The 23564-nt window shown below is 66.9% G+C and carries 20 protein-coding genes; 1 reads left to right on the top strand and 19 read right to left on the bottom strand.

Annotated elements, in window-relative coordinates; translation table 11 throughout:
- The first annotated feature begins 30 nt into the window (after nucleotides 1-30).
- Complete coding sequence (locus tag MSM1_RS06115; RefSeq protein ID WP_213440646.1) at nucleotides 31-2418, top strand: cation-translocating P-type ATPase; 2388 nt, start codon at nucleotides 31-33, stop codon at nucleotides 2416-2418.
- 59 nt (nucleotides 2419-2477) lie between these two features.
- Here MSM1_RS06115 and MSM1_RS21585 read toward each other — a convergent pair whose 3' ends face one another.
- From MSM1_RS21585 to MSM1_RS06210, 19 genes are all read right to left on the bottom strand, one after another.
- Nucleotides 2478-2690 (bottom strand): (4Fe-4S)-binding protein, encoded by a 213-nt coding sequence (locus MSM1_RS21585; protein ID WP_307857294.1) that lies wholly within the window; start codon nucleotides 2688-2690, stop codon nucleotides 2478-2480.
- 236 nt (nucleotides 2691-2926) lie between these two features.
- Nucleotides 2927-3685 (bottom strand): evbL, encoded by a 759-nt coding sequence (locus tag MSM1_RS06125; RefSeq protein ID WP_213440647.1) that lies wholly within the window; start codon nucleotides 3683-3685, stop codon nucleotides 2927-2929.
- 90 nt (nucleotides 3686-3775) lie between these two features.
- Nucleotides 3776-5350, bottom strand: coding sequence for a hypothetical protein (locus MSM1_RS06130; protein WP_213440648.1), 1575 nt, complete (start codon nucleotides 5348-5350; stop codon nucleotides 3776-3778).
- 16 nt (nucleotides 5351-5366) lie between these two features.
- The gene (locus tag MSM1_RS06135) at nucleotides 5367-6008 is read right to left on the bottom strand and encodes a mammalian cell entry protein (protein ID WP_213440649.1); all 642 of its coding nucleotides are present in this window, start codon (nucleotides 6006-6008) and stop codon (nucleotides 5367-5369) included.
- On the bottom strand, nucleotides 5975-6529 hold the full coding sequence (locus tag MSM1_RS06140; protein ID WP_213440650.1) for a mammalian cell entry protein: 555 nt from the start codon (nucleotides 6527-6529) through the stop codon (nucleotides 5975-5977). The genes MSM1_RS06135 and MSM1_RS06140 overlap by 34 nt, the downstream gene beginning before the upstream one ends.
- Nucleotides 6526-7512, bottom strand: coding sequence for an RDD family protein (locus tag MSM1_RS06145; protein WP_374101658.1), 987 nt, complete (start codon nucleotides 7510-7512; stop codon nucleotides 6526-6528). The genes MSM1_RS06140 and MSM1_RS06145 overlap by 4 nt, the downstream gene beginning before the upstream one ends.
- The gene (locus tag MSM1_RS06150) at nucleotides 7509-8078 is read right to left on the bottom strand and encodes an Mce protein (RefSeq protein WP_213440651.1); all 570 of its coding nucleotides are present in this window, start codon (nucleotides 8076-8078) and stop codon (nucleotides 7509-7511) included. Before MSM1_RS06150 ends, MSM1_RS06145 begins: the two co-directional genes overlap by 4 nt.
- Nucleotides 8048-9592, bottom strand: a complete 1545-nt coding sequence (locus MSM1_RS06155) for an MCE family protein (protein WP_213440652.1) — start codon at nucleotides 9590-9592, stop codon at nucleotides 8048-8050. Before MSM1_RS06155 ends, MSM1_RS06150 begins: the two co-directional genes overlap by 31 nt.
- A gap of 3 nt (nucleotides 9593-9595) precedes the next feature.
- Complete coding sequence (locus MSM1_RS06160) at nucleotides 9596-10762, bottom strand: MCE family protein (protein ID WP_213440653.1); 1167 nt, start codon at nucleotides 10760-10762, stop codon at nucleotides 9596-9598.
- A complete protein-coding gene (locus MSM1_RS06165; RefSeq protein ID WP_213440654.1) occupies nucleotides 10759-12360 on the bottom strand; it encodes a virulence factor Mce family protein in 1602 nt (533 codons plus the stop codon). Before MSM1_RS06165 ends, MSM1_RS06160 begins: the two co-directional genes overlap by 4 nt.
- Entirely contained in the window at nucleotides 12357-13919 is a 1563-nt protein-coding gene (locus tag MSM1_RS06170; protein ID WP_213440655.1) for an MCE family protein, read from the bottom strand. Before MSM1_RS06170 ends, MSM1_RS06165 begins: the two co-directional genes overlap by 4 nt.
- A complete protein-coding gene (locus MSM1_RS06175) occupies nucleotides 13916-14956 on the bottom strand; it encodes a virulence factor Mce family protein (RefSeq protein ID WP_213440656.1) in 1041 nt (346 codons plus the stop codon). Before MSM1_RS06175 ends, MSM1_RS06170 begins: the two co-directional genes overlap by 4 nt.
- Nucleotides 14953-16167 carry an MCE family protein gene (locus MSM1_RS06180; protein WP_213440657.1) on the bottom strand — a complete coding sequence of 405 codons (1215 nt, stop codon included), beginning with the start codon at nucleotides 16165-16167 and terminating at the stop codon, nucleotides 14953-14955. Before MSM1_RS06180 ends, MSM1_RS06175 begins: the two co-directional genes overlap by 4 nt.
- Nucleotides 16168-16172: 5 nt before the next feature.
- Complete coding sequence (locus MSM1_RS06185) at nucleotides 16173-17042, bottom strand: ABC transporter permease (RefSeq protein WP_213440658.1); 870 nt, start codon at nucleotides 17040-17042, stop codon at nucleotides 16173-16175.
- Between the two features lies 1 nt (nucleotide 17043).
- Nucleotides 17044-17841, bottom strand: a complete 798-nt coding sequence (locus MSM1_RS06190) for an ABC transporter permease (protein WP_213440659.1) — start codon at nucleotides 17839-17841, stop codon at nucleotides 17044-17046.
- 426 nt (nucleotides 17842-18267) lie between these two features.
- Nucleotides 18268-19923, bottom strand: a complete 1656-nt coding sequence (locus MSM1_RS06195) for an AMP-binding protein (RefSeq protein WP_213440660.1) — start codon at nucleotides 19921-19923, stop codon at nucleotides 18268-18270.
- Nucleotides 19913-21025, bottom strand: a complete 1113-nt coding sequence (locus MSM1_RS06200; protein ID WP_213440661.1) for an NDMA-dependent alcohol dehydrogenase — start codon at nucleotides 21023-21025, stop codon at nucleotides 19913-19915. The genes MSM1_RS06195 and MSM1_RS06200 overlap by 11 nt, the downstream gene beginning before the upstream one ends.
- Nucleotides 21026-21303: 278 nt before the next feature.
- Complete coding sequence (locus MSM1_RS06205) at nucleotides 21304-21705, bottom strand: DUF779 domain-containing protein (RefSeq protein WP_213440662.1); 402 nt, start codon at nucleotides 21703-21705, stop codon at nucleotides 21304-21306.
- Nucleotides 21705-23222 (bottom strand): aldehyde dehydrogenase family protein, encoded by a 1518-nt coding sequence (locus tag MSM1_RS06210; RefSeq protein ID WP_213440663.1) that lies wholly within the window; start codon nucleotides 23220-23222, stop codon nucleotides 21705-21707. Before MSM1_RS06210 ends, MSM1_RS06205 begins: the two co-directional genes overlap by 1 nt.
- Between the last annotated feature and the right edge of the window lie 342 nt (nucleotides 23223-23564).

Raw genomic sequence — 23564 nt, forward strand, 5'->3', positions numbered from 1 at the left:
ACTATTTTGCGCGGACGAGGGGCTGCACGTATGACGGCCGGCACCGAAACGACTCGGCATGTCGAGCTACGGATCGGCGGCATGACGTGTGCTTCGTGTGCGGCACGGATCGAGAGGAAGCTCAATAAGATTGACGGCGTCGTCGCCGCCGTGAACTTTGCGACCGAGACGGCCAGCATCGCCTACTCCGCGGGGGTCTCACCCGAGTTCCTGGTGACCGCGGTTGAGCAGGCCGGCTACACCGCGACGCTGCCCCGGCCCGGCACCCCGGTCTCCGCCGCCGAGGCGGTGCCGGAGGAGCCGGATCCTGCCCCGGCGTTTCGGCAGCGGCTGCTGGTTTCGCTCGTGCTGAGCGTGCCGGTGGTGGCAATGGCGATGATCCCGGCGCTGGAGTTCCCTAATTGGCAGTGGCTGTCGCTGACGCTGGCCGCGCCGGTGGCGGTGTGGGGAGCGCTGCCGTTTCACCGGGCGGCATGGACGAATCTGCGCCACCGCACCGCCACCATGGACACCCTGATCTCGATGGGCACCCTGGCGGCGTTCGGGTGGTCGGTCTATGCGTTGTTTTTCGGCACGGCCGGCACGCCGGGCATGCGGCACCAGTTCGTGCTGACCACGGCCCACACCGAATGCGGGGCGACCATCTATTTGGATGTCGCCGCCTGTGTCACCACATTCATCCTCGCCGGGCGGTATTTTGAGGCCCGCTCTCGCCGGCGTGCGGGCGCCGCGTTGCGCGCGTTGCTCGAGCTGGGTGCCAGGGACGTCGCGGTGCGCCGCAACGGGCTAGAACAGCGGATCCCCATCGACCAGCTCGCGGTGGGCGACGAGTTTGTGGTGCGCCCCGGCGAGAAGATCGCCACCGACGGGGTGGTGATCGAGGGCTCCTCGGTGGTCGACGTGTCGATGCTGACCGGGGAATCGGTGCCCGTCGAGGTCGTTCCCGACGACCTGGTGACCGGTGCGACGGTCAACGTGAGCGGGCGGATTGTAGTGCGCGCCAACCGAATCGGCTCCGACACCCAACTGGCGCAGATGGCCAGGCTGGTCACCGAGGCGCAGACCGGCAAAGCGCGGGCGCAGCGGTTAGCCGACCAGATCTCCGGGGTCTTCGTGCCGCTCGTCATCGCGCTGTCGCTGGCGACACTGGCGTTTTGGATCGGCACCTGCGGATCGATGACCACAGCGTTCACCGCGGCCATCGCGGTGCTGATCATCGCCTGCCCCTGCGCGCTCGGCCTGGCTACGCCGACCGCCCTGATGGTCGGCACCGGCCGCGGCGCGCAACTCGGGATTCTCATCAAAGGCCCTGAGGTGCTGGAAGCCACGCGGCGCATCGACACCGTCGTGTTGGACAAGACCGGCACCATCACCACCGGAGCCATGACCCTGCTCGACGTGATCGCCGCTGACGGCGAGCACCCCGACGAGGTGCTGCGTCTCGCGGGTGCGCTGGAGGATGCTTCCGAGCACCCGATCGGCAGGGCGATCACCAAGGTGGCGCGCCAACAACTCGGCGACCTGCCCACCGTCGAGCGCTTTGCGAGCCTGGAAGGGCTCGGCGTGCAGGGTGTCGTCGACGGACACGCCGTGGTGGTCGGTCGCCCACGGCTGCTGGAGCAGCGCTCGCAGCATCTGCCGGAGACGCTGGCGCGGCCGATACGGCAGGCGCAGGCGGCGGGTCAGACCGCCATTGCGGTGGCCTGGGACGATAAGCCCCGCGGGGTGCTGGTGGTGGCCGATGCGATCAAGCCCACCTCGAAAGAGGCGGTCGCGCAATTGCGTGCCCTCGGCCTGACACCGATCATGCTCAGCGGCGACAACGAGGCCGCGGCCCGCACGATCGCCGCGCAGGTCGGTATCGACCATGTCATCGCCGAGGTGCTGCCGCAGGACAAGGTCGATGTGGTGAAGCGACTACAAGCCGACGGCAAGGTTGTCGCCATGGTCGGTGACGGCGTCAACGACGCTGCAGCGCTGGCTCAAGCGGACCTGGGGATGGCCATGGGCACCGGCGCCGATGTGGCCATCGAAGCCAGCGACCTGACACTGGTGCGCGGCGACCTACGCGTGGTCGCCGATGCCATTCAGCTCTCACGCAAGACGCTAGCCACGATCAAAGCCAACCTGTTTTGGGCCTTCGCCTACAATGTTGCCGCGCTGCCGCTGGCGGCAGCCGGATTGCTGAACCCGATGCTTGCCGGCGCGGCGATGGCGTTCTCGTCGGTCGCCGTTGTCGGCCACAGCCTGCGGCTGCGCACGTTCGAGCCGGCAGCGCCAAGGCAGCGCCGACGGCTTGCGCGCACCGCGCCGTGCTGGTCGCAACGACGCGCCCAAGCAGGCGACACAACGGCATTCGCGAGCATTCTTACGTTGTGCGCGCAACCGGGCCAAGCGAGCGGCGCCACAAAGCCTTAACCCTTAACGGCGTCGCTCGGGCGACGGCGAGGATAGCGAAATCCCAAAGCGCCCGGGCGTCAATCCAGCATCCGATACTGCAGCGCACCCGATGGGCACCGTCTGACCTGGGCGGCCACCTCCTCCGCCGAGGCGGCATCGGGCGTGATCCAAGGGTCCTTGGAGGTGTCGAAGACCCGGGGCAGACCTCTGACGCACTCACCCGCGTGGATGCAGACATCCGAATCGTAGGTGACTTCGATCTTGCTTCCGCGGTAGGCGTTCTTTGCCACGATGCGGATCCCCTCATTCGGCCAGCATTTTCAAGCTAACCGTACCACCTAACCCGGCGCAAAAACGGCCGATGCCCAATTACCCGCGGGCACAATGCCTTTACGCCGGCCGATGCTTCAGCCTCTGCTCGTGTGCCGCTACCGTGACCGAGGTTCCCGTGCGCGACCGCGGCGCTCGAGCACTGGATCGGCGGGGCGTGCGGAGTCGACGAGGATCACCGCCTGCGGCTCGCCGGTCACCCCGGCACGTTGGCCTTCAACGTTGCCAGGGCGGCGGTGCTCAGCCGGGCAAGTTCGTCTGCCTCGGCGCGGTCGAGGGCGGCCGCTAAAATCTCGGCCATCCGGCGGTCGGTGGTCTGCTTGACCTCGGCGTAGCGGTCTTTTTTGTCCGCGCCGTCGGCGAACGGCTCGGGCCAGCCGAACATCTTGGCGTACTCGTAGCCTTTGTTGAGCATGTGCGCCTCGATGGGCGTGACACCCGAGAGCGTCAGGGCGCTGATATGAACCCCACCCCACAGCTCCCGCAGCACGAACATCACCTGCAGCGCTCGTGCGGGGGCGTCATCGGCCAGCGGCATGGTCCGCCAGCCGGCGTAGAGAGGCAGGCCCGCCGTCGGCGTCGCCGCGATAATCTTCTCCCCCACAGCGGCGATGCGGTCCAGTCCTTCGGCGCCGGCCAGGTATTTGCGGGCGAATCCGGCGACTTGGTCCCAGTAGACCTTCGCGGCGCCCGCCGCGCCGCGCACCGCGACGCCTTTGTCCCACAAGGCAGCAAGGAAGGCGGGTTCAAACACCGCGAACACCGCGGCGACGGTGGCGCCGGTGGCCTCGCCCAGCACGCCGCCGCGCCCGGCGACATACGCGGCGAACGGATCCTCGTATCCGGCTGCGGTGCTTTCGGCGAAGGTCTCCGGGTGCAGCATGAACGTCGTGACCGCCGCCTCGATGGGCGGGCCTGCGACGCGGGCGGGCTCTAGCATCTCGTCATAGCTCATGATCGGTTGTCCTCCCTGGGTTGTGTTTTCGTTTGGGTGTGGGTTGTGGGTGTGGTAGCCATGCTCGACGGCTGCGGCTGGCAACTTCGGTCAGCCGACATCCACCGGAACCGGCGCATCCGGTGCCGGCGCGGGCGGGCTCGGCAATTCCCGTTGTCGGCGAAGCTGACTCCTGGTCAGAGCCCCCAGGATGAAGCCGTAAGCGACCACCACGATGCCCACGGCGGTGAGCAATGGCGCGAACACCGTCAGCGGTGGCCAGTTGGTGTCGACGATCACGTAGTCCTTCTGCTGGCGTTCCAGTGCGGGGATGACATCGTCGCGGAAGTAATCCCTAATCTGCGGAACGGAGTGCGCCGGCGATCCGTTGAAACGGGTCAGTTTGCCCGCGCCGGGCACGTCGGCCCAGCCGTCGGTGACTTTCCGCAGGTTGGTGACCAGTTGGTAGACCTTCGGGAATTTCGCCTGCAGGGTGTCCCACATCTGCTGCGGTGTCACGTGCGACACCGCAGCCACATGGTCAACCAGCTTCCACGCCTCCGCGACGGAGGCCGAGAACGGCACCCCGTCCAGTAGCCGGGCGGTGTGCGGGAAATCGAGGTGCACCAGATCCTCGACGACCTTCACGGGAACACCGACTTCCTTTGCCACGTGGTCAAGCAGCTTGGGGTACTCCTCCGTCACGCCTCCGTCGGGCAAGACCGCCGGCCCGAGGGCATTGACGAAGACCGAGATGAATTCGATGCCGGCGCGATCCCCCTGGACGCGGTCCAGCGCAAACATCGGACGGGTGGCGTTGAGCAGGGTCTGTCCCCCGATCAGCCGGGGGAACAGATTCAGCCCGAGCACCAACCCGACGACGGCGGCACCGACCACCGGGACGACCACCCACGCGAATCGGAGCGGATTTTCCGGCACCCCCCGCCAGGTCGTCACGACCATTGTCGTGCCGAAGAGGATCACCACGATACCCAGTGCCAGCAGCAGGGGAGCCAGGAACTCCACACCGCCCCGAGTGCCCAGCGGGCGGAAATTGCCCTGTTGGCGCTCGACGGGAGCCACCAGCTCCTGGCTGAAGTAGTTGCTCAGCTGCGGCATGGTGCGCACCGGCGTGCCGTTGAATCGGGTGAGTTTCTCGGTGCCCGGTATCGCGTCCCAGCCCGCGGTCAGCTGCGGCAGGTTGACGATCACCTGATAGATCTTCGGGTAATCGGTCGCCAGCATGTGGTTCACCTGATCCGGCGTCATAAACAGCACGGTGCCGAGGTAGTGTACCAGCTTGGGCAGTTCGGCGCTGACCTCGGGGAGGGTCAACGAGGTTAAAAACCCGGTGATGTGCGGGTAGTCCTTTTTCAGCATCGCCTCCGTGTCCTGGGGGGACTGTCCGGTCTGAGCGGCGATGTAGTCGATGAGCTTCGGCACCTCAGCCTTCGCGCCGTCCTCGTGCATCATCATGTCGGCGGCGTTGGTCGCGGCGGCGACCATCTGCACACCCGCACGGTCCCCCTTGACCCGATCGGGCGCAAACGCCGGGTTGAGGTCGTTGATCAGGTGTTGCGCGGCGATCAGCCGCGGAAAAAGCTGCCATGACACCACGAGGATGACCACGATCACCCCGACCGCCACGACAACGGTCCACGCCAGCGGAACTTTTCTGTGACCCACCCTGGTCTCCTTGCGGCTAGATCTGCGGTGTCAAATCGAAAAAGCTGATGGTCGCCATCTTGGTCACCAGCCAACGTGAGCCCCGCTGTTTCATGGCCAATCGGTAGCCCACGTATTTCAGCGACGGAATGCTTTTGGTCAGCGGGCTGGTCGCCGTGGTGTTGGTCAGGACGAGCGCCACGGCGTCCGGGGCGTTCAACGATTCGACGGCCACCCCGACGACCGTCGTCTTATCGGTTACCCGCGCTTGCTTGTTGGGCATGATCGCCGCTTCGAGGAATTTGCGGTATTGCGCGTCGAAGTCGCCGCTGAGGTATTGCCCGGCACGGTCGGGCAGGGTGTCGATCGTGTCCGGGGTGTAGGTCCACAACGTGGTGACCGCCGCCGCCGCGGTGCGCGCGACCTTCATCTTGTTGGCCGCCGTGACGCGGTCGGCCAGATACGGCTGTGACGCCGCGGCGGCGAACGCGGCCGACCCGACGAACAACACCGCCGCCGCGGCGACCGCGGTGCACAGCCAGGTGTCGAGCCGGCGGCTCGGGCGATCGGCAGTGGGGGCTTCCGCGGCCGGGTGGCCGGTCTCGCTGCGGCCCGCAGCGTCAAGGCCCTCGGGGTCGGCGCCGGTCAGATCTTGGGGTTCACGTTGCTGATCTTCCACCGTTCCCCTTCCTGTCTGGCCGTGACCACCCATCGGTTTGTTCGTTCCACCTGTAGTTTGCCGTCCGGAGATTTCGCGGTGAACTTCGTGGTCACCAGCACGTCGATGCTGCCGTCATCGTTTTGCCTAGAGACGCCGGCGTCGAGGACGGTGCCTGTGGCCGGCTCAGCCTGGGCTACCTGCAGGAGTATCTCGTTCTGGCGTTGACGGTACTGCTCGGCGAAGTCGCCGGTAGCCTGGGCCAGGATGCGATCGGTATAGGCGTTGGCGTGGAACGGATCCGGAGAGGTGAATTCCGTCATGAAGGACCGCACGTAGGTCAGCGCGGCGGCGGCCCGGATCGTCGCACGTCGTTGTGTCTCATGGGAATACAGCTCCGCTGCGCACACGGTTATCGCCGCTGCCGCGGTGGCCGCGGTGAGGATCGCCACGAGGGGCAATCCCCAGCGCCGTGCCGGCGGCGGCGGTGGCGCCGCGAAGGCCGGCTCGTAGCCGGGTGCGAGTTTGCGGCGGGGGCTCATGGTTTGGCCCCGGCGGTCTTTGGCTCGGTTGAGACCGCGATGTCGTCGACGCGCCAGCCGGCCGCGCCCGGCTTGCCCGACTTGACGAAGGCCACCCGCACCGCGGCGGCGAGGTAGCGCTGCTTGGGCGGCGCGCCCCGCTCGCCCTGCAGGAACAACAGCATCACGGCCCGTTCCGGAGTCGCGGACAGCACCGAGCTCTCGGTCACCCAGTACTCGTTGCGCACCGGTCCCGCCTGCTGCGCCGCCCGCTGCAGGTCCGACAATCTACCGCGGTAGTTCTCGCTTGCCAGGGACAACGCGCGGTCGAAGTCGCCGCGGATGGTCTCCGGGGCGTAGCTGAGCATTTGCGCGACCATCCGCGGGCCCTGCGCCGCGATCTGCGCTCGGGCCTCGCTGATCGCCCGATCGTGTTGGCGCACCACGGTATCGCTGATGGCGGCGGCGACCGCGCACAGCGCCGCGGCGGCCGCCATCACCGCCGCGGCCAGGCGACGCCCGTCGCGATCCGCTGCCCCCGGTTGACGCACGCGCGCCTCGGTACGCGTCAGCATGTCCGCAAAGGTGCCCCCGCGGGAATCCCATAACGGCCAGAGCCACCCGATGAGCAGCGGGGCGGTGTCCAGCAGGTGCGCCAGATCGCGCAACAATAGCCGCCACGGTCCGACGGCGTTGCCGTTGCGATGCGCGATCGTGATGCCGAAAACGGCCCGCCCGAGGCTCTGCCCGCGGAGCACCGGCAGCAGCAGGCGGTTGGTGGTCGTCCACAAAACCGCGACCGCGCCGATCGAGACGCACACCCACCACCACCGGCCGCGCAGCGGCACCGCCAGCGCCACCAGCACCGCCGTCACCGCCACGGTGGCGCCGGGCAGCACATCCACCGCCAGCGCCCCAGCGCGCGCAAGCCACGGCGCCGGGGCGGCCGGTGCCGCCGCGTCGAGTCCAGCGCTGATCTGCGGGTCAGCCTCGGCTACCGTCACTTGGCCACCTGATCGAGCTTGGCGACCTTGAACTGCCCGTTCTCGCGCACAAGCTTCACGCGGACCCGGTAGCTGTTTTCCCGGTCGGGAGCGCCTTCCTGGGAAATCGTGGCCCGAAAGACCACCAGCGCGGTAATCGAGCCGTCGTCGTTGGTGCGTTCGACGGCGGCGTCCATGCCCGGCAGCCGGACGTGGAGGTTCTGCGCCTGGTAGGCCTCGGTCAAGATAGCGCTGTACCACGCCGCCTGGGTTTTGAATTCCCCGGTGGCGCACTCGTCGAGCTTGCGCTGGCTGATGGGCAGCGCGGTCACGTCGGCCGGCTGCGTGGCCGCGATGCAGTCTTTGGCGGCCATGACGGCGGCGGCGTTAGCGGCGGCGACGGCGGTGCTGCTCCGGTGGGCGCGAAGCGCCGCAACCCCGCTCACCGCGACGCCGGCGGCGAGGACCGCCAGCACCGACGCCACCGCGATCAGCCACCGGCGCCGATGGCGCGCCGAGCCGTCTCCAGTGGCGGCCGCATCGGCATCGCGAGGGGTCAGCCGGCTGGGGCCAGCATCCTCTTCCATCCGTCGTCTCCTGGTATTGAGTTCTGGACGGAGTAGCGCACACCGTCGGGTCCGGTGACTTGACCGGCTGGGGCAGTGAATGCCAGCGGCGACGGCGCCGGTGTGTAGACGCACGGGTTGGGCTGCTGACCGTTGCATTCCACGGTGCCCGACCCCGGGCGTGACAGCGGGTCGCTGACCGGCGGCGGCGTCCCGGGGACCTTGTCGGCGGGAAGCGGGTTCAACCCGGTGTCCACCGTCGGTGCCGGGATCACCTCACCCGGGTTCACCGGCTGGTCGCAGCGCGCTCCCGGCGCCGGGCAGTTGCGGATCTGGTTCGGGTCGCCATACCACGGGTTGGTGCCCAACGGGGTGTAGGGCTTGTCGCTGCGACACTCCTGGGGGGTCGCGGCGCGCTTGCCGGGAACGTCGACACAGGGAATGTTGCGCGCCCCCCGTACGGCGTTGGCCTTGGTGTCCTGCGGGATCTTGCAGTACGTCCCGGAGGGCAGCGGCGCGATGCTGGTGTCGGCCGGGGACCGCCACTGCGGTGCCGGCAGGAAGCCGGTCAGGCAAGGGGGCGGCTGGTTGATCGCCAGCCCCAGGTCCACGCGGGCCTCGCCGGGAAACGGCAGCGTCGTCGTTTGGGCGACGGCGGGCGCCTGCGGCAGCAGCACCAAAACCTGCTCGACGCCTTTCTGATAGCGCAGCAGCAAACCGGCGACGATATCGAGATTGGCCAGGGTCTGCGGCAGCGACTCGCGCACCCCGCCAACCACGTCGTTGGCGGCGTCCAGCGTCGGGGCGGCGTTGCTCAGCACGCTTTTCAGCTGCGGATCGGTTTGCGCGGTCTGAGCGGCCACGGTGCTCAGGTTGTGCACCCATCGCCGGATCTGGGCACCGGAGGCCGCCTGGCTGTTGAGCAGCGGAGCGCTGTTGGCGATGACGTCGTCGACATCGGCGGTGTTGGCGGCGAAGTCGCCGGTCAGGGCCTGCGTGGCATCAACCAGCCGGTGCAGCGCCGGCCCCAAACCGCCGACCGCTCGCGAGGTCTCGTCGAGCAGCTGGGCGATCTTGTTTTTCGGCAGCGCAGCCAATCCGCGCTGCAGGGTGTCCAATGCCGTGCCGATCTCGGCGGGTACGGTGCCCGTGGTGATGGTTTGCCCCGGTGAGAGGTATTTGCCCGGCTTGCCGGTGGACACCAGATCCAGGTATTGCTCGCCGACCGCGGACACCGAATGCACGTTGGCGGTCGCGTCGATCGGGATCTTGTAGCGGCTGTCGATGCTCATCGTCGCCAGCACGCCGGTCTTCGTCGGCTCCACGGCGGTGACCTTGCCGATGGTCACACCGCGGTAGGTCACGTTGGCGGTCCGATACAGGCCCCCGGAAGACGGCAGATCGGCCTTCAGGGTGTATTGGCCGATACCGGCGACGGCCGGCAGGCGCAAGTAGTACACACCCAGGCCCAGCAGCGCGATCACCCCCAGGACGGTGAACACGATGAGCTGCTTTTTGACGAACGGGGTGATCATGGCTCACTGACCTCTTTCCACCAGCGGCCCGCCCGGCGCGTCGTTCGGGTTGGACGTGTATCTGACGTCGGGGATCATCGCGTTCGGATCGTGGCCGAAGGACTGCTCGAGGGCGCGCAGCGCTCCCGAGAAGCCGGTTCCGGTGAGCAGGCCGTTGTCGAGGGCGGCGAACGTCAGATCGAGGTTCAGCGAGGTGTTCCAGAAGTCTCCCCGGAACGACTTCGGCACGGCGTCGATGTCGAACGGCGCGGTGAGCGCGATCTTCAGCGCCGGCACTACGTACGGCGCCGCCCGCACCAGCTGGGTGAGCGGACGCTGCAAGGACACCAGGTCGCGGTGCAGGGGGCTCCGCGCCGGGCCGACCGTTCGCACGGTGACATCGCTGAACCGCCCCAGCGCCTCGACCGCGTCGATCACCTTGCCGCGCGAGTCCCCCAGGTACGTCACCAATGGCGGCAACTCGGTCAGCGCCCGATTCAGGGTGTTGTTGTGTTCGGCCGCCATCGCCAGCAGCCGGTCGGCAGCGTCGATCGCGTGGGTGAGGTCACCGACCTGCTCCTCGAGTTTGGCGGTGAAGGTGTCTAGCTTGTCGAGCAGCACGCGGATCTGGTCGGCGCGCCCGTTGACGATTTTGTAGGCCTCGTCCTGAAGCACCTCCAGGTTCGTTAGGCCCCCACCCCGCAGCACCATCGCGATGCTGGCTAGGGTCTGCTCGGTGGTGGGGAACGCCGACGAGTTTTGCAACGGGATGGTGTCACCGTTTTTCAGCGGTTCCGGCGAGGGGTTCTCCGCCGGCGGCGCCAGTTCCACATGCTGGGTGCCCAGCAGGCTGGTCTGGCCGATCTTGGCGGTGGCGTTGCGCGGCAGGCGCACCCCTTTCTGCACGTCGAGCGTTAACACAGCGACCCAGTTTTTCAGCGCGATCGCCCGCACCCGCCCCACGTAGACATCGGCGACCATGACCTTGCTATTGGTGTTGAGCGCCAGAGTGTCGGGCATCTGCACGTAGATGGTGTATGAGCCGGGACCGGTGCCCGGCCCCCCGGGGATCGGCACGTTGGAGATGCCGTGCCACTGCGCGCACGAGCTCAGCGCGACCGCGCTCACCAGGACGACCGCCGCCCGCCGGGCCGCCCGGCGGATCCGGCGCGTCACCCCCGCGGTGCTCATTGGCCCGCTCCCGCTGCCGCCTCGGCCGGCAGTGGCCCAGCCACCGGGGCCGGCGTCGGTGCCACCGGTCCCGGGATCACATCCGGGCCGGGCGGTGGCGGTGGTATCGGCACCTGCGGCGCCTGCAAGCCGATCGGCGGCAGCACCGGGTACTCGTTGTAGGCGTTGGGTGGACCCGGGGGGGTCTGCAGGGTGGATTCCACCGGCGGGATGTCCGGCCCGCCCATCAACTCGGCCATCGACTCGGGCGTCAGCAGGAAGCTGGTGGCGGGGCTGACCTGGGTACCCTGCATCCCGGGTGCGGTCACCCACCCGGGCGCGAAGTTTCCGTGCGACAGCGGGGTGTCCGGGGAGAATATTCCCGGCACCGTGGTGTCCTTGTAGCCCGGCGGCGGTTGCAGCCGCGGCTCGGAGTAGGCCACCTCTTTGGGCAGTGTCTCGGCGGTGCTGACCGGCAAGATGCCGAACGGCAGGTAGTTGAACTTGATCGCGTCCAGCACCGGTGTCAGATACTGCGCGCACAGCTCCGCCGACTCCTGGTAGCCGAGTCGGCTGCCGGCCTGGATGGTACTGCAGACGAACTGCAGCGGGTTGGCGTAGCTGCTGACCCCCGGGATGATCGGGATGATCGTCAAGGAACCGTGGCTGGGGTGATAGACGTTGCTGACGTTGGCCGCGAACGTCGGGAAAACATGCAGGAAATTCTCCAGGTCGTTCGCGGTGTCGGGCTGCACCAGCGGGGTGGTTGCCTCGGAGAGGTTGTTGACGTCACGGATCGCCACCTGACCGTTGTCGTTGAGGAACTTGCGCAACACCGGCAGCAAGGTGTTGAGCTGCCGCACCGCGTCGGCGACGGCGTGGTCGTTCGGGGTCAGGCTGGCCGTCAGCTGGGCCAGGTTGCTGTTCAGCGATACCAGTTGCTGCTCGCTGATGTGCAGCGCGTTCAGGAAAGTGGCCAGGCCGCGTAGCACCGCGAATGTCTCTCCGCGGCTTTCGTGCAGCGCCGACAGCGCCGTAGACAGGCTGTTCAGCGACTTGTTGATTTCGTCGCCCTTGCCGGCCAGCCCGTCGGCGAGGGCCTCGATGGCATCGCCGAACGGGCCCTTGGGTTGCTGGGGTGTGGGCCCCAGCGCCTCGACCGTCTTGCTGATGCTGTCACGCAAATCGTCCCACTCCACCGGCACTTGCGTGCGCTCGAGGGGAATCACGGCGTTGTTCGTCAGCACCGGGCCTCCGTTGTAGGCGGGTTCCAACTGGATGTTGCGCGCCGCGACCAGAGTGGGGTTGACGATCACCGCAGAGGCGTCGGCGGGCACCTTGTACTTGCTCTGGTAATGAAAGATCACTTTCATCTTGTCGCCGGCCGGCACAACCCGATCGACCGAGCCGGCAGGCACCCCCATGATCGTCACCTGGTCACCCGGATACAGGGCGATGGCCTGCGTGAAGTAAGCGGTAATCGTGTTGGTCGTCAACTTTTGGTAGGCCAGCCGGGCCACGAATGCGACAACCAGCACCACCGCCACCGCCAGCGCGGCGACGACGACCGAGCCGCGACGCAGCCGCCGCAGCCTGCCAAGGTCAAAGAGCGTGGTCAATTCTGGCTACCTCCCGTGACGCCGCTACCACCCGTCCCTTCCGGGGTGATGAACGGAGCCGGCAACTGCGGCCCCGGCCCCGGGGGCGCGGGCGGTCCCGGAGGCAGCATGGGCGCGAAAGTCGACAGCGGCGGGGTCGGGCCGGCCGGCGCGAGGTGCTCCGTGCGCGCGCCCGGCGGCGCGTTCGGGGGAAGCGGCACCGGCGTGCCGGGCACATCCGGGGCCGGCTCACCCGGCTGCCCAGCGATGGGTATCCCCGCTGTGGGTGGCAGGCCGTTCGGGTTCGGCGGCGATGTCTGCACGTCGATCGGCGCCGGGAAAACACCCCCGAACGGGGCGGTCTCCACGCCCGCGCACGGCAGCGGGTTCCCGGGCCGCGGGAACGCTCCGGGCGCCGGCGCGTACGAGCACGCGGTTCCCGGCGGAACGGCAGGTCCCGGATGATCCGGGGTGCCCTCCAGCACCGGGGGTGCGGGCGGCGGCGCGCCGTTGGGGAACCGGGTGCCGTTGGGATCGGGATACCGGAACGCCGGCAATCCGGCGTTGCGCCAGAACTCCTCGGGGTCGATGCCACGCTTCTTGAACGCCGCGTCGACCCACGGCTGCATCATCTGATAGGACGGGATGAAGTTATAGGTGGCCATCTTGACATAGGGTCCCGACGACACCACCTCGGACAGCGACGCCACGAATTGGCCGAGTTCGGTGACCGCGGCCCGCAGATCGTCCTTGCGCTTGACCAGTACGTCGCTGACCACGTTCACCTGCTTGAGCACGGTGTTCAGGTTGGGGTTGTCGGTGATCAGACCCTGGACCTGCGTCGAGACCGCCCTGAGGTTGCCCAGCAGGGCGGATACCGCCTGCTCACGCTGGTTGATAGCGATCAGCAGGGTTTGCGCGTTCACCAGCAGCCGGTTGAGTTGCTCGCCGTGCACGCCCAGCACACCGGCCACCTTGCTGGTCTCACCGAGCAGATGCTGCACCCGCTCGTCGCGTTTGCCGACGGTGTCGGCAAAGCGCTGCACCCCGTTGAGGGCGGCGCTCAAATGCGGGTAGGTCTGGTCGACCGTCTGTGTCAGCACGTGCAGCGATTCCTTGACGGTGTTGATGTCCCAGCCGGAAGCGGCCTTGGTGGCGTCGAAGAACGCGTCGTAGATCTGGTAGGGGGTAGTGGTTTGGCCCAGCCGCAAGGTCCCGCCGGGACGCAGCCGCTGGTCGCCGCCCGGCTCGATCTCCAGCAGCTTTCGGCCCAAAATGGTGTCGGTGCGGATGGAGAGCCGGCTCTTGGTGCCGATGGTGTGGTCGCCGGTGGTAAACCCGATCACCACATGGCCGGTGGCGATCTTCAAGTCCTGCACCGCGCCGACGTCCACGCCGGTGATGCGCACCTTGTCGCCGACGTGCAACCCACCCGAATCCTTGAACTCGCCGTAGTAGCGGGGCTGGGCGGAAAGCATGGGCACACTGGTGAAACTCTGGCCCACCGCCGTGACCAGCAGTGCCAAGATGATCGCTATGGTCCCGGTCCGGACCCGGTTTGCCGGCTCGAGTGCCCTCATTGCGGTGTGCACCTTCCGGTCGGCTGCTGAAAGAGCCTGACCGTGCGGACCGGGCCGCCGGGCTGCAGGCCGTTCAGCGTGAGCGTGACGTCACATATGTAAAGGTTGACGAAGTCGCCGTAGGTGCCGGCGCTGCGCCCCACGAGGGTGAGCGCGGTCGGCAGTTTATGGGCCAGGTCATCCAGCCGGTCGGCCTGGTCGACGAGGGGCTGCAAGACGCCCTGCGCGGAGGAGACCGTCTTTTGCAGCAGCGGCCGGTTGTCTGCTAATAGGCCGTTCAGCTGGGCGGTGGCATTGCTTAGATTGGCCACGCTCTGCGCGAGCGGGTCGGCCCGATTCGACAACCCGGTGATCAACGTTTCGAGTTTGACCACGGTCGCGTCGGCCTCCCCCGCGTGTTTGACGATGGTGTCCAGCACGGTGTTCAGGTTCTTTACCACCGAGCCGATCGCCTCGTCGCGGTCGGCCAGGGCGGAGGTGAGCCGCGCGGTTTGGTCCAAGATGTCGTTGATGGTGCCGCCCTGCCCTTGAAACACCGTGATGATCGCCGAGGCGATGGTGTTGACCTTTTGCGGGTCCAGCGCGCGAAACACCGGCCGGAACCCGCCGATCAGCGCGTCGAGATCCAGGGCCGGTGCGGTGCGCGCCAGCGGAATGAACCCGCCCGCCGGCAGCAGCCGGTCGGCGCCCGCACCGGTGCCACGCTGAAGCTCCAGGTAGCGATCGCCGATCAGGTTGGCGTAGCGGATGTGCGCGGTGGTCGACTGATACAGCGGAAGCGAGCGGTCAACGTCGAAGTCCACCCGCACGCGTTTGTCGCCGTCGATCAGCCGCACCCTTTTGACCTTGCCGACCTCCACCCCGGAAGCCCGGACGAACTGGCCGGGGCGCAGCCCGCTGGCCGAGGAGAACTCCGCGGAGTAGCCGGTGGTGTTCTCGAATCGCAGTTGGCCGAAGACCACCACGGTGAGCGCGGTGAAGGCCAGCAGCACCAGCGAAACGATGGCGAGTTTGATGGCGCTCGGAGTGATGTTCATGGGTTGATCGTGTACTCCCCCATCTGGCGTCCCCACACGTATTCGGTCGCCCACGGTGTGCCGATCTCGAAATGGTTGTAGGGCGCGATGCTGGCCCCGGTGTCCATCAGCAAAGTGGGCGCCGGCCATAGATCACGGGTGATCTTCTGCCAGCAGCCGGGCGCCCCGCCGGGGCCGCCGCGGGCGTTGACCCGGGGCAGGTTGTCGGGATAGACGTACGGGTTGACGCCACCGACAACCTGGGTGCGCACCCGAACGGAATACCCGTTGCCGGCTTCCGTTTCCTTGACCGCGGGCTCCACCTCGGCGGCGTTGCGAATCATGCAGAACAGCTCGGGGCTGTAGGTGTCCAGCAGCCCGGTGGTGGGAACCAACTCGCTCAGCGTCTGCACCAGATGCGTCCGGCTTCGATCCAGCACGTCGGCGCCGGTGTTAGCGAAGCCGGTGGCCGCCAGCAGCGTCGCGTCCAAATCCTTTTGCTGCTCGTTGAGGGTGCGCGCCGTGGTGGTGAGGTTGGCCAGGGCGCTCCACAGATCCGGGGACGCGTCGGCCAGGATATCGCCGACCTGCGCTAGCTTCCCGACGTCGTGGCGCAACTGCTCCATCCGCGGATTGAGATTGTCAAGAAACCGGTCGCCGTTGACCAGCGAGCTGCCGAACTTGTCCCCCAAGCCCGAGAACGCCTCCGCGAGGCCACCTAGCGTCAGGTTCAGCTTGACCGGATCCACCGACTGCGCAATGGAAGTCAGGGTCTCAAAGACCGTGTTGATCTCGGTGGTCACCGACCTGGCGTCGATGACGGTGGCCCTGCTGATCGGCGCGCCCGGATGCTTCGGCGAGCGCAGCGCCACATACTTCTCGCCAAACAACGTGGTCGCCTTGATCGCGGCGACCACGTTGTCCGGAATCAGCGGCAAATACTGCGGTGACACGTCAAGGGTGAACTTGGCCGCCGGCTTGCCGTCCCGGTCGATCTCGCTGATGTTTGCCACCTGGCCGATCCGGACGCCGTTGAGGGTCACCTTCGACCCCGGACCGACCAGCAGCCCCGCCCGGTCGGCCACCAGCGTCAGCGGCACCTTCGGCGTGAAACCGCCCCGGAACTGCACGAAAATCAGGACGCCGATGAGCGTGAGCACCGCCAGCGCGATGGCGGCCACGGTCTTATACGGCGGGGTGCGCTGCGGGATCGCCGTGATCTGTGTCGTCATGGCCGTCACACCGTGAGGTTGAAGTTGGGGTTGACACCGTACAGCGCCAGTGAGCCGAGCATGGCCACCGCCACCACCGCAACCAGTGAGAAGCGCATGGACCGGCCGACGGCTTCACCGACGCCCACCGGCCCACCCGCGGCGGTGAAGCCGTAGTAGCAGTGGGTGACCATCACGAGTAGCGCGATGATGATGGCCTCGACGAATGACCACAGCACGTCGTCGGGCCGCAGAAACGTCCGAAAGTAGTGGTTATAGGTGCCGGTCGGCTGCCCGTAGAGCCCGGTGGTGACCAGCTGCGGGGACAGGAACGCCATGAGCATCGCCAGCGCGTACAGCGGGCCGATCACCACGGTCACGGCGATCATCCGGGTGGACGCCAGGTACGCGATCGACTTGACCCCCATCACCTCCAGCGCATCGATCTCCTCGCTGATGCGCATGGCGCCCAGTTCCGCGGTGGCGCCGGCGCCGACCGTCGCGGCCAGCGCAATGCCGGTGACCACCGGCGCGGCGATGCGCACGTTGACCAGGGCGGCGAAAAACGCGGTGAATACGCCGACGCCGATGTTGCCCAGCGACGCGAAGCCCTGGATGGCGACCAGCGACGCCCCGGCCAGCGTCACGAAGGCGACGATTGCGACGGTGCCACCCACGACGGCCAGCGCGCCGGTGCCCATGCCGATCTGGGCGATGAGCCGCAGCGTCTCGGCGCGATAGCGGCGCAGCGTGAACACGATCTGACCCAGGCTCGCCAACGCGAACCACACCATCCGCCCGAAGGCGTCCAGGAAGCGTCCCGGGCTGCCGGCGTAGCGGTCGAGGCCGGCAGCAAGACGCGGGAACCGCGCGCGCAGAACGGGAGCGTTGGCCATCTCAGTGAGCCGTCCCGAATCGCACGCCGATGGTGGTGAGAATCGCGTTGACCGCGTACAGGGCGACCACGCACAACACGATGGTTTCGTTGACGGCGGTGCCCACGCCCTTAGCGCCGCCCGAGACCGTCAGACCCCGGTAGCAGCCGACCAGGCCGGCGATCAGCCCGAACGTCACCGCTTTCACCGTCGCGATGACCACCTCGGGCAGACCGGTCAGCAGGGTCAGCGTGGACAAGAAAGAGCCCGCCGAGATGTGCTGGAGATACACGCTGAAGAGAAAGCCGCCGACCAGCCCGACGATGACGACCAGGCTGTTAAGCAAGCCCGAAACCACGGTCGCGGCGACCACGCGGGGCACCACCAACCGATGGATGGGGTCGATGCCCATCACCTCCATCGCGTCGATCTCCTCACGGATGGTGCGCGCGCCCAAGTCGGCGCAGATGGCGGTCGAGCCGGCGCCGGCGATCACCAGCACCGTGGTCAGCGGACCTAGTTGGGTGACCGCGCCGATGGCCGCGCCCGCACCCGAGATGTCTGCCGCGCCGAACTCGGCCAGCAGCACGTTCAACGTGAAGGTCAGCAGCACGGTCAGCGGAATCGAGGCCATAATCGTCGGCAACAGGGTGACGCTCAGCAGAAACCAGCATTGCTCAACCAGCTCACGCCACTCCAGTGGCCAGCGGAAAAGGGCCTTGCCGGTCAGCGCGCACATCCGGGCGAAACCGCCAACCAGCGCTACTGGCTCCCGTAGCCGGCCCCCGGCGTAGGTGGCCACCCCGGTCGGCGCCGTCATCGCTGCGTCCTCACGATCGGAGGCCTCCCACACCGACACGCACTGCCGCGTTATGCCGCACCCATCCCCTCCTTGCCCGTCTCGGTGGGTGACCACCGACTCGTTGCCCGGTCGTCCATCCAGTCATCGCACCAGCGTCGGCACGAACTCACCCCGCGCGCGGCGCCACACACTCGCACCGCAAGGTTGGTAAGAGGTTGGTTCAGTATCGACTTGTCCGCCGGCCGGGGCTCTGTCACGAACACCCCGGTTCGACGTCGTTGGCAGCATAGCGTCTGTTATCCGCCCGTGACTAGCATTACGTGCCCGCTGGTCAAAATCCCGGCGCGGACCTCGCGACGGCCTCAGGCGGGCGCCATCACCGCGCCACCGCGGGCACCGTCACCGCGCCACCGCCGGGCCGCAATGCGCGGCGCGCCGAGCGACCTACAGTGTTTGCCGGACCGTGCGCTGGCTTGTTTGCCGGCGAAGCATTTCGATGGCCATCTCGCGCATTTCGACTTTGCGAACCTTGCCGGTGACCGTCATCGGGAAGGTGTCGACCACGTGGACGTAGCGCGGGATTTTGTAGTGCGCCAGCTTGCCGGCGGCGAAAGCCCGCAGATCCTCGGCGGTCAGCGGCCGGGCTCCGTCGCGCAACCGGACCCACGCCATGAGCTCTTCTCCGTATCGGGGATCGGGAACGCCGATCACCTGAACATCCACGATATCGGGATGGGTGTGCAGAAATTCTTCGATCTCCCGCGGGTAGATGTTCTCCCCGCCGCGGATCACCATGTCCTTGATCCGGCCGACGATGCTCACATAGCCCTCGGCGTCCATGATCGCCAAATCCCCGGTGTGCATCCAACGGGCGGCGTCGATCACCTCGGCGGTCAAGTCGGGTCGCTCCCAATAGCCCAGCATCACCGAGTACCCGCGGGTGCACAATTCGCCCGGCGTGCCCCGGGGCACCGTCACCCCGCTGTGCGGGTCGACGATCTTGACCTCCAGGTGCGGGTGCACCCGCCCCACGGTGGACACTCGCCGGTCGATGGAATCCTCGGCGCTGGTCTGCGTTGACACCGGCGAGGTCTCGGTCATGCCGTAGCAGATCGTGATGTCGGTGATGCCCATGCGCTCGATGACTTGTTTCATCACCTCCACCGGGCACGGTGAGCCGGCCATGATGCCGGTTCGCAGGCTGGCCAGGTCAAAGTCATCGAATGCGGGCTCGGCCAGTTCGGCGACGAACATCGTGGGCACGCCGTAGAGCGATGTGCAGCGCTCGGCCTGTACGGCCTGAAGAGTGGCCCGCGGCTCGAACGACGGTGCCGGCAGCACCACGCAGGCGCCGTGGCTTGTCGCCGCCAGGTTGCCCAGCACCATGCCGAAGCAGTGGTAGAAGGGCACCGGGACGCAAATCCGGTCGGCCTCGGTGTAGCGGCATATCTCCCCAACGAAAAAGCCGTTGTTGAGGATGCCGTGGTGGCTTAGCGTGGCGCCTTTCGGAAACCCGGTGGTGCCCGACGTGTATTGAATGTTGATCGGGTCGTCGGCGCTCAGGATCTCACCCAGCTGCGACAGCTGCGTGGGATCGGCCCGCCGGCCGGCGTCGAGCAACGCCCGCCAATCGTCGCTGCCGAGCAGCACCACATGTTTGAGAGCCGCACATCGCGGCCGGACTTCCCCGATCATCCGGGCGTAGTCGGAGGTCTTGAACTTTTCCGCCGCGATCAGCAAGCCGACGCCGGCCTGGTTGAGGACATACTCCAGCTCGTGGACACGATAGGCGGGGTTGATGTTGACCAGGATCGCCCCGATTTTCGCGGTCGCGTATTGGGTAAACGTCCACTCCGCGCAGTTGGGCGCCCAGATGCCCACCCGGTCGCCCTTGGTGATCCCGCATGCGAGCAGACCAAGCGCTAAGGCATCAATCTCCGACGCTAGCTCCCGATACGTCCAGCGCCGGCCCGTCCAGCATTCGACCAGCGCGGTGCGGTCGCCAAACGCCCGCACCGCGCGGTCGAAATTGTCACCGATCGTGTCGCCGAGCAGTGGGACGTTCGCGCGTCCCGACGCGTAGCTCGGCTCAGGTGGCATGGACGATGACTCCCCGGATGTTCTTGCCGTCCCGCAAATCCTGGTAACCCTCGTTGACCTGCTCAAGGGTGTACTTCGTGGTGATCAGCTCGTCCAGCTTCAGCTGGCCGGCGTCGTAGAGCCGCAGCAGCTTGACGATGTCGTACTGGGGATTCGCCGACCCGAACAGGCTGCCCCTGATCGTCTTCTCGTAGAGCGTCATCACGCAGCCGGACACATGCACGGTCAGTTTCGCGGGGTTTGCCAGCCCGGTGATCACCACCGTGCCGCCCTTGCCGATTGCGTTGAAGGCGTCGCTGACCACCTGCTCGTCGACGGTGCCGACGGTGATGATCGCCTGATCGGCCATCTGCCCCCAGGTCAGTTCGGTGATCTTTGCCGCCGCCTCGTCCGCCGTCGCGAACGCGTGGGTGGCACCAAACTTCAGCGCGGTCTCGCGTTTGAACTCGACCGGGTCGACCGCGATCACATATTTCGCGCCCGCATGCTTGGCGCCCTGCACGGCGTTGATGCCGACACCCCCGATGCCGTACACCACGGTGGTGTCCCCGGCGTGGACGGCACCGGCGTAGGTGGCGCTGCCCCACCCGGTCGGCACCCCGCAACCCACCAGCACCGCGCTCTCCAGAGACAGCCAGTCATCGACCTTGACTACCGAGTGCTCCGAGATCGTCGCCCGCTCGGCAAAGGTGCCCAGCATGCACATCGCGCCGAAATCGGCGTCGCCCAAATGGAACCGGAACGACCCGTCCGGCATGCAGCCCTCGAGGATCGTCGCGCCCATGTCGCACAAGCTCGAGTGGCCGGTGGCGCAGTAGCGGCATCGCCCACAGTTGGGGATGAAGCTGCACACCACGTGATCGCCCGGCTTGACCTTGGTGACGCCCTCGCCGACGTCCTCGATGATTCCCGCGCCCTCGTGCCCGCCGACGATCGGGAACCGGGGCGGAAGATCGCCGTCGGTGAGATGCAGATCGGAATGGCACAGGCCAGCGTGCGTGTATTTGATCAGCACCTCTCCGGCTCGCGGGCCATCAAGGTCGAGTTCGACGATCTCGAAGGGCTTGCCGCCCTCGAAGAGCACCGCCGCTTTGGTTTTCATCCGTTCCTCTCCTTTCGCCGGTTTGGCCGTCCCTTGTTGATCGGTGTTTGCTCGTGGCACAGCTTCACATCGGAGGCGCCTGCAGGTATTCAGCCCCGCTGTCCGCGTGACTTTCAGGTCCCTCACCCGCTGGCGGGAAACGCTGGGCCAGCGCTCACCAGCTGCTGGCCCAGCGTTTCCGCGGAGACGGTTGGCTCAGGGACTTCGCTGAAAGCCCTTCCAGCCCACCCGGCCGCGGTGTGGCCGCGGGGTGGTGTTCCCCTCTCGTCAGCTCCCGGTCAGCCGGTGGCGCTGCGCTCGGATGACGCTGCGGCAATCTGGGCCTCGAACTCCTCATCGGTTAGCAGCCTCGACCGGATCAGAAACCGCACCCCTTCGGGGGCCTCCAGCGAGAACCCTCCGCCACGGCCCTTGACGACGTCGACAGTGAGATGGGTGTGCTTCCAGTACTCGTACTGGTCACCGCTCATCCAAAACGGGGTGTCATCCGCGCCGACGGTGCCGAGCAGCACGTCGGACGCCCCGACGCGGAATTCGCCCCTCGGGTAGCACATCGGCGAGCTGCCGTCGCAGCACCCGCCGGACTGATGAAACATCAGCGGTCCGTGCTGCTCGATCAGCCGGCGCAGCACCTCCTCGGCGGCCGGCGTGATGTCGACCCGCGACGTGCCGGTCGCCATCAGAAGAACCCCAGCTTGTTCGGCGAGTAGCTGACCAGCAGGTTCTTGGTCTGCTGGTAGTGCTCCAGCATCATCTTGTGGCTTTCGCGCCCGATGCCGGACTTCTTGTACCCGCCGAACGCCGCATGCGCGGGGTATTCGTGGTAGCAGTTGACCCACACCCGGCCGGCCTTGATCTCGCGGCCCATCCGGTAGGCGGTGTTGATGTCGCGCGTCCACACGGCCGCCCCCAGCCCGTAAAGCGTGTCGTTGGCCAGTTTGAGCGCCTCCTCGGTGGAGTCGAACGTGGTCACCGACACCACCGGGCCGAAGATCTCCTCCTGGAAGATCCGCATGTCGTTGGTGCCCTTGAAGATCGTCGGCTCGATGTAGTAGCCGTCCGGGTACTCGGGGACCTGACGCGGGCCACCGCCGGTAAGGAGCTCGGCGCCTTCCTTCTTGCCGATGTCGATGTAGGACAAGATCTTTTCGTACTGGTCGTTGCTGGCCTGCGCGCCGATCATGGTGTCGGTGTCCAGCGGGCTGCCGCCCTTTATCGCCTTGGTGCGTTCCAGGCACCGAGCTATGAAGGCGTCATAGATCGACGAGTGGATCAACGCGCGCGACGGGCAGGTGCACACCTCGCCCTGGTTGAGCGCGAACATCACGAAGCCCTCGACGGCCTTGTCGACGAACGCGTCGTCGGCGGCCATCACGTCCGGCAGGAAGATGTTGGGGCTCTTGCCGCCCAGCTCAAGTGTGACCGGGATGATGTTTTCGCTGGCGTACTGCAGGATCAGCCGGCCCGTGGTGGTCTCGCCGGTAAACGCCACCTTGGCCACCCGCGGGCTGGAGGCCAGCGGCTTGCCGGCCTCGACACCGAATCCGTTGACGACGTTGACCACCCCGGGCGGCAGCACGTCGGCGATCAGCTCGATCACTTTCAGGATCGACACCGGGGTCTGCTCGGCGGGCTTGAGCACGGCGCAGTTGCCGGCCGCCAGGGCGGGAGCCAGCTTCCAGGCACCCATCAAAATCGGGAAGTTCCACGGAATGATCTGGCCGACCACGCCCAACGGCTCGTGGAAGTGATACGCGACGGTGTTTTCATCGATCTCGGAGAGACTGCCCTCTTGCCCGCGGATAACGCTGGCGAAGTAGCGGAAGTGGTCGACGGCCAGCGGGAGGTCGGCGGCCAGCTCCTCGCGCACCGGCTTGCCCTTTTCCCAGGTCTCGGCCACCGCCAGCTCTTCGAGGTGCTCTTCGATCCGGTCGGCGATCTTGTTCAGCAGCCTTGAGCGCTCGGCCACGGGTGTCCGGCCCCACTTGTCCGCCGCGGCGTGCGCGGCATCGAGCGCCAGGTCGATGTCGGCGGCTGAGGATCGCGGGACCTCGCAGAACGTCTTGCCGTCAACCGGCGACGGGTTCTCGAAATAGCGGCCCTCGACAGGCGGTACCCACTTGCCGCCAATGAAGTTCTCGTACCGCGGGGCGAAATCGACAATGCTTCCCTCGGTACCGGGCTTGGCGTAAATCATCTTGGCTCCTCGCTTGCACATGGCCCTCTAATTTGCGCAGCATCGAACTACTACTGCTGCGTTAACCCGCATTCTTACTGCACAGGGTTGGTTAAAAGTTGGTTAAGCGGGCCGTTGGTCGCTGCGAAGCTGAAGCTCAGGGCAATGCGCCGGGATGGCGATGCCGGGCCTAAAGCCCGCGACGAACGGATGACGCGAGTCGGCAAAATCCTTCGCTGCGAACCGGGACGCCGCAGACCGGACCAACCTTATGCCAACCCCGCGCCGGTAGCGTTGCCCAGCTAACTGTGGCACGAAAGGAGCGGCATGCCTACCGGCGCCCGGCACATCAGCCGGACCGAG

The sequence above is a fragment of the Mycobacterium sp. SM1 genome, from assembly GCF_018361265.1.
Lineage (GTDB): Bacteria > Actinomycetota > Actinomycetes > Mycobacteriales > Mycobacteriaceae > Mycobacterium.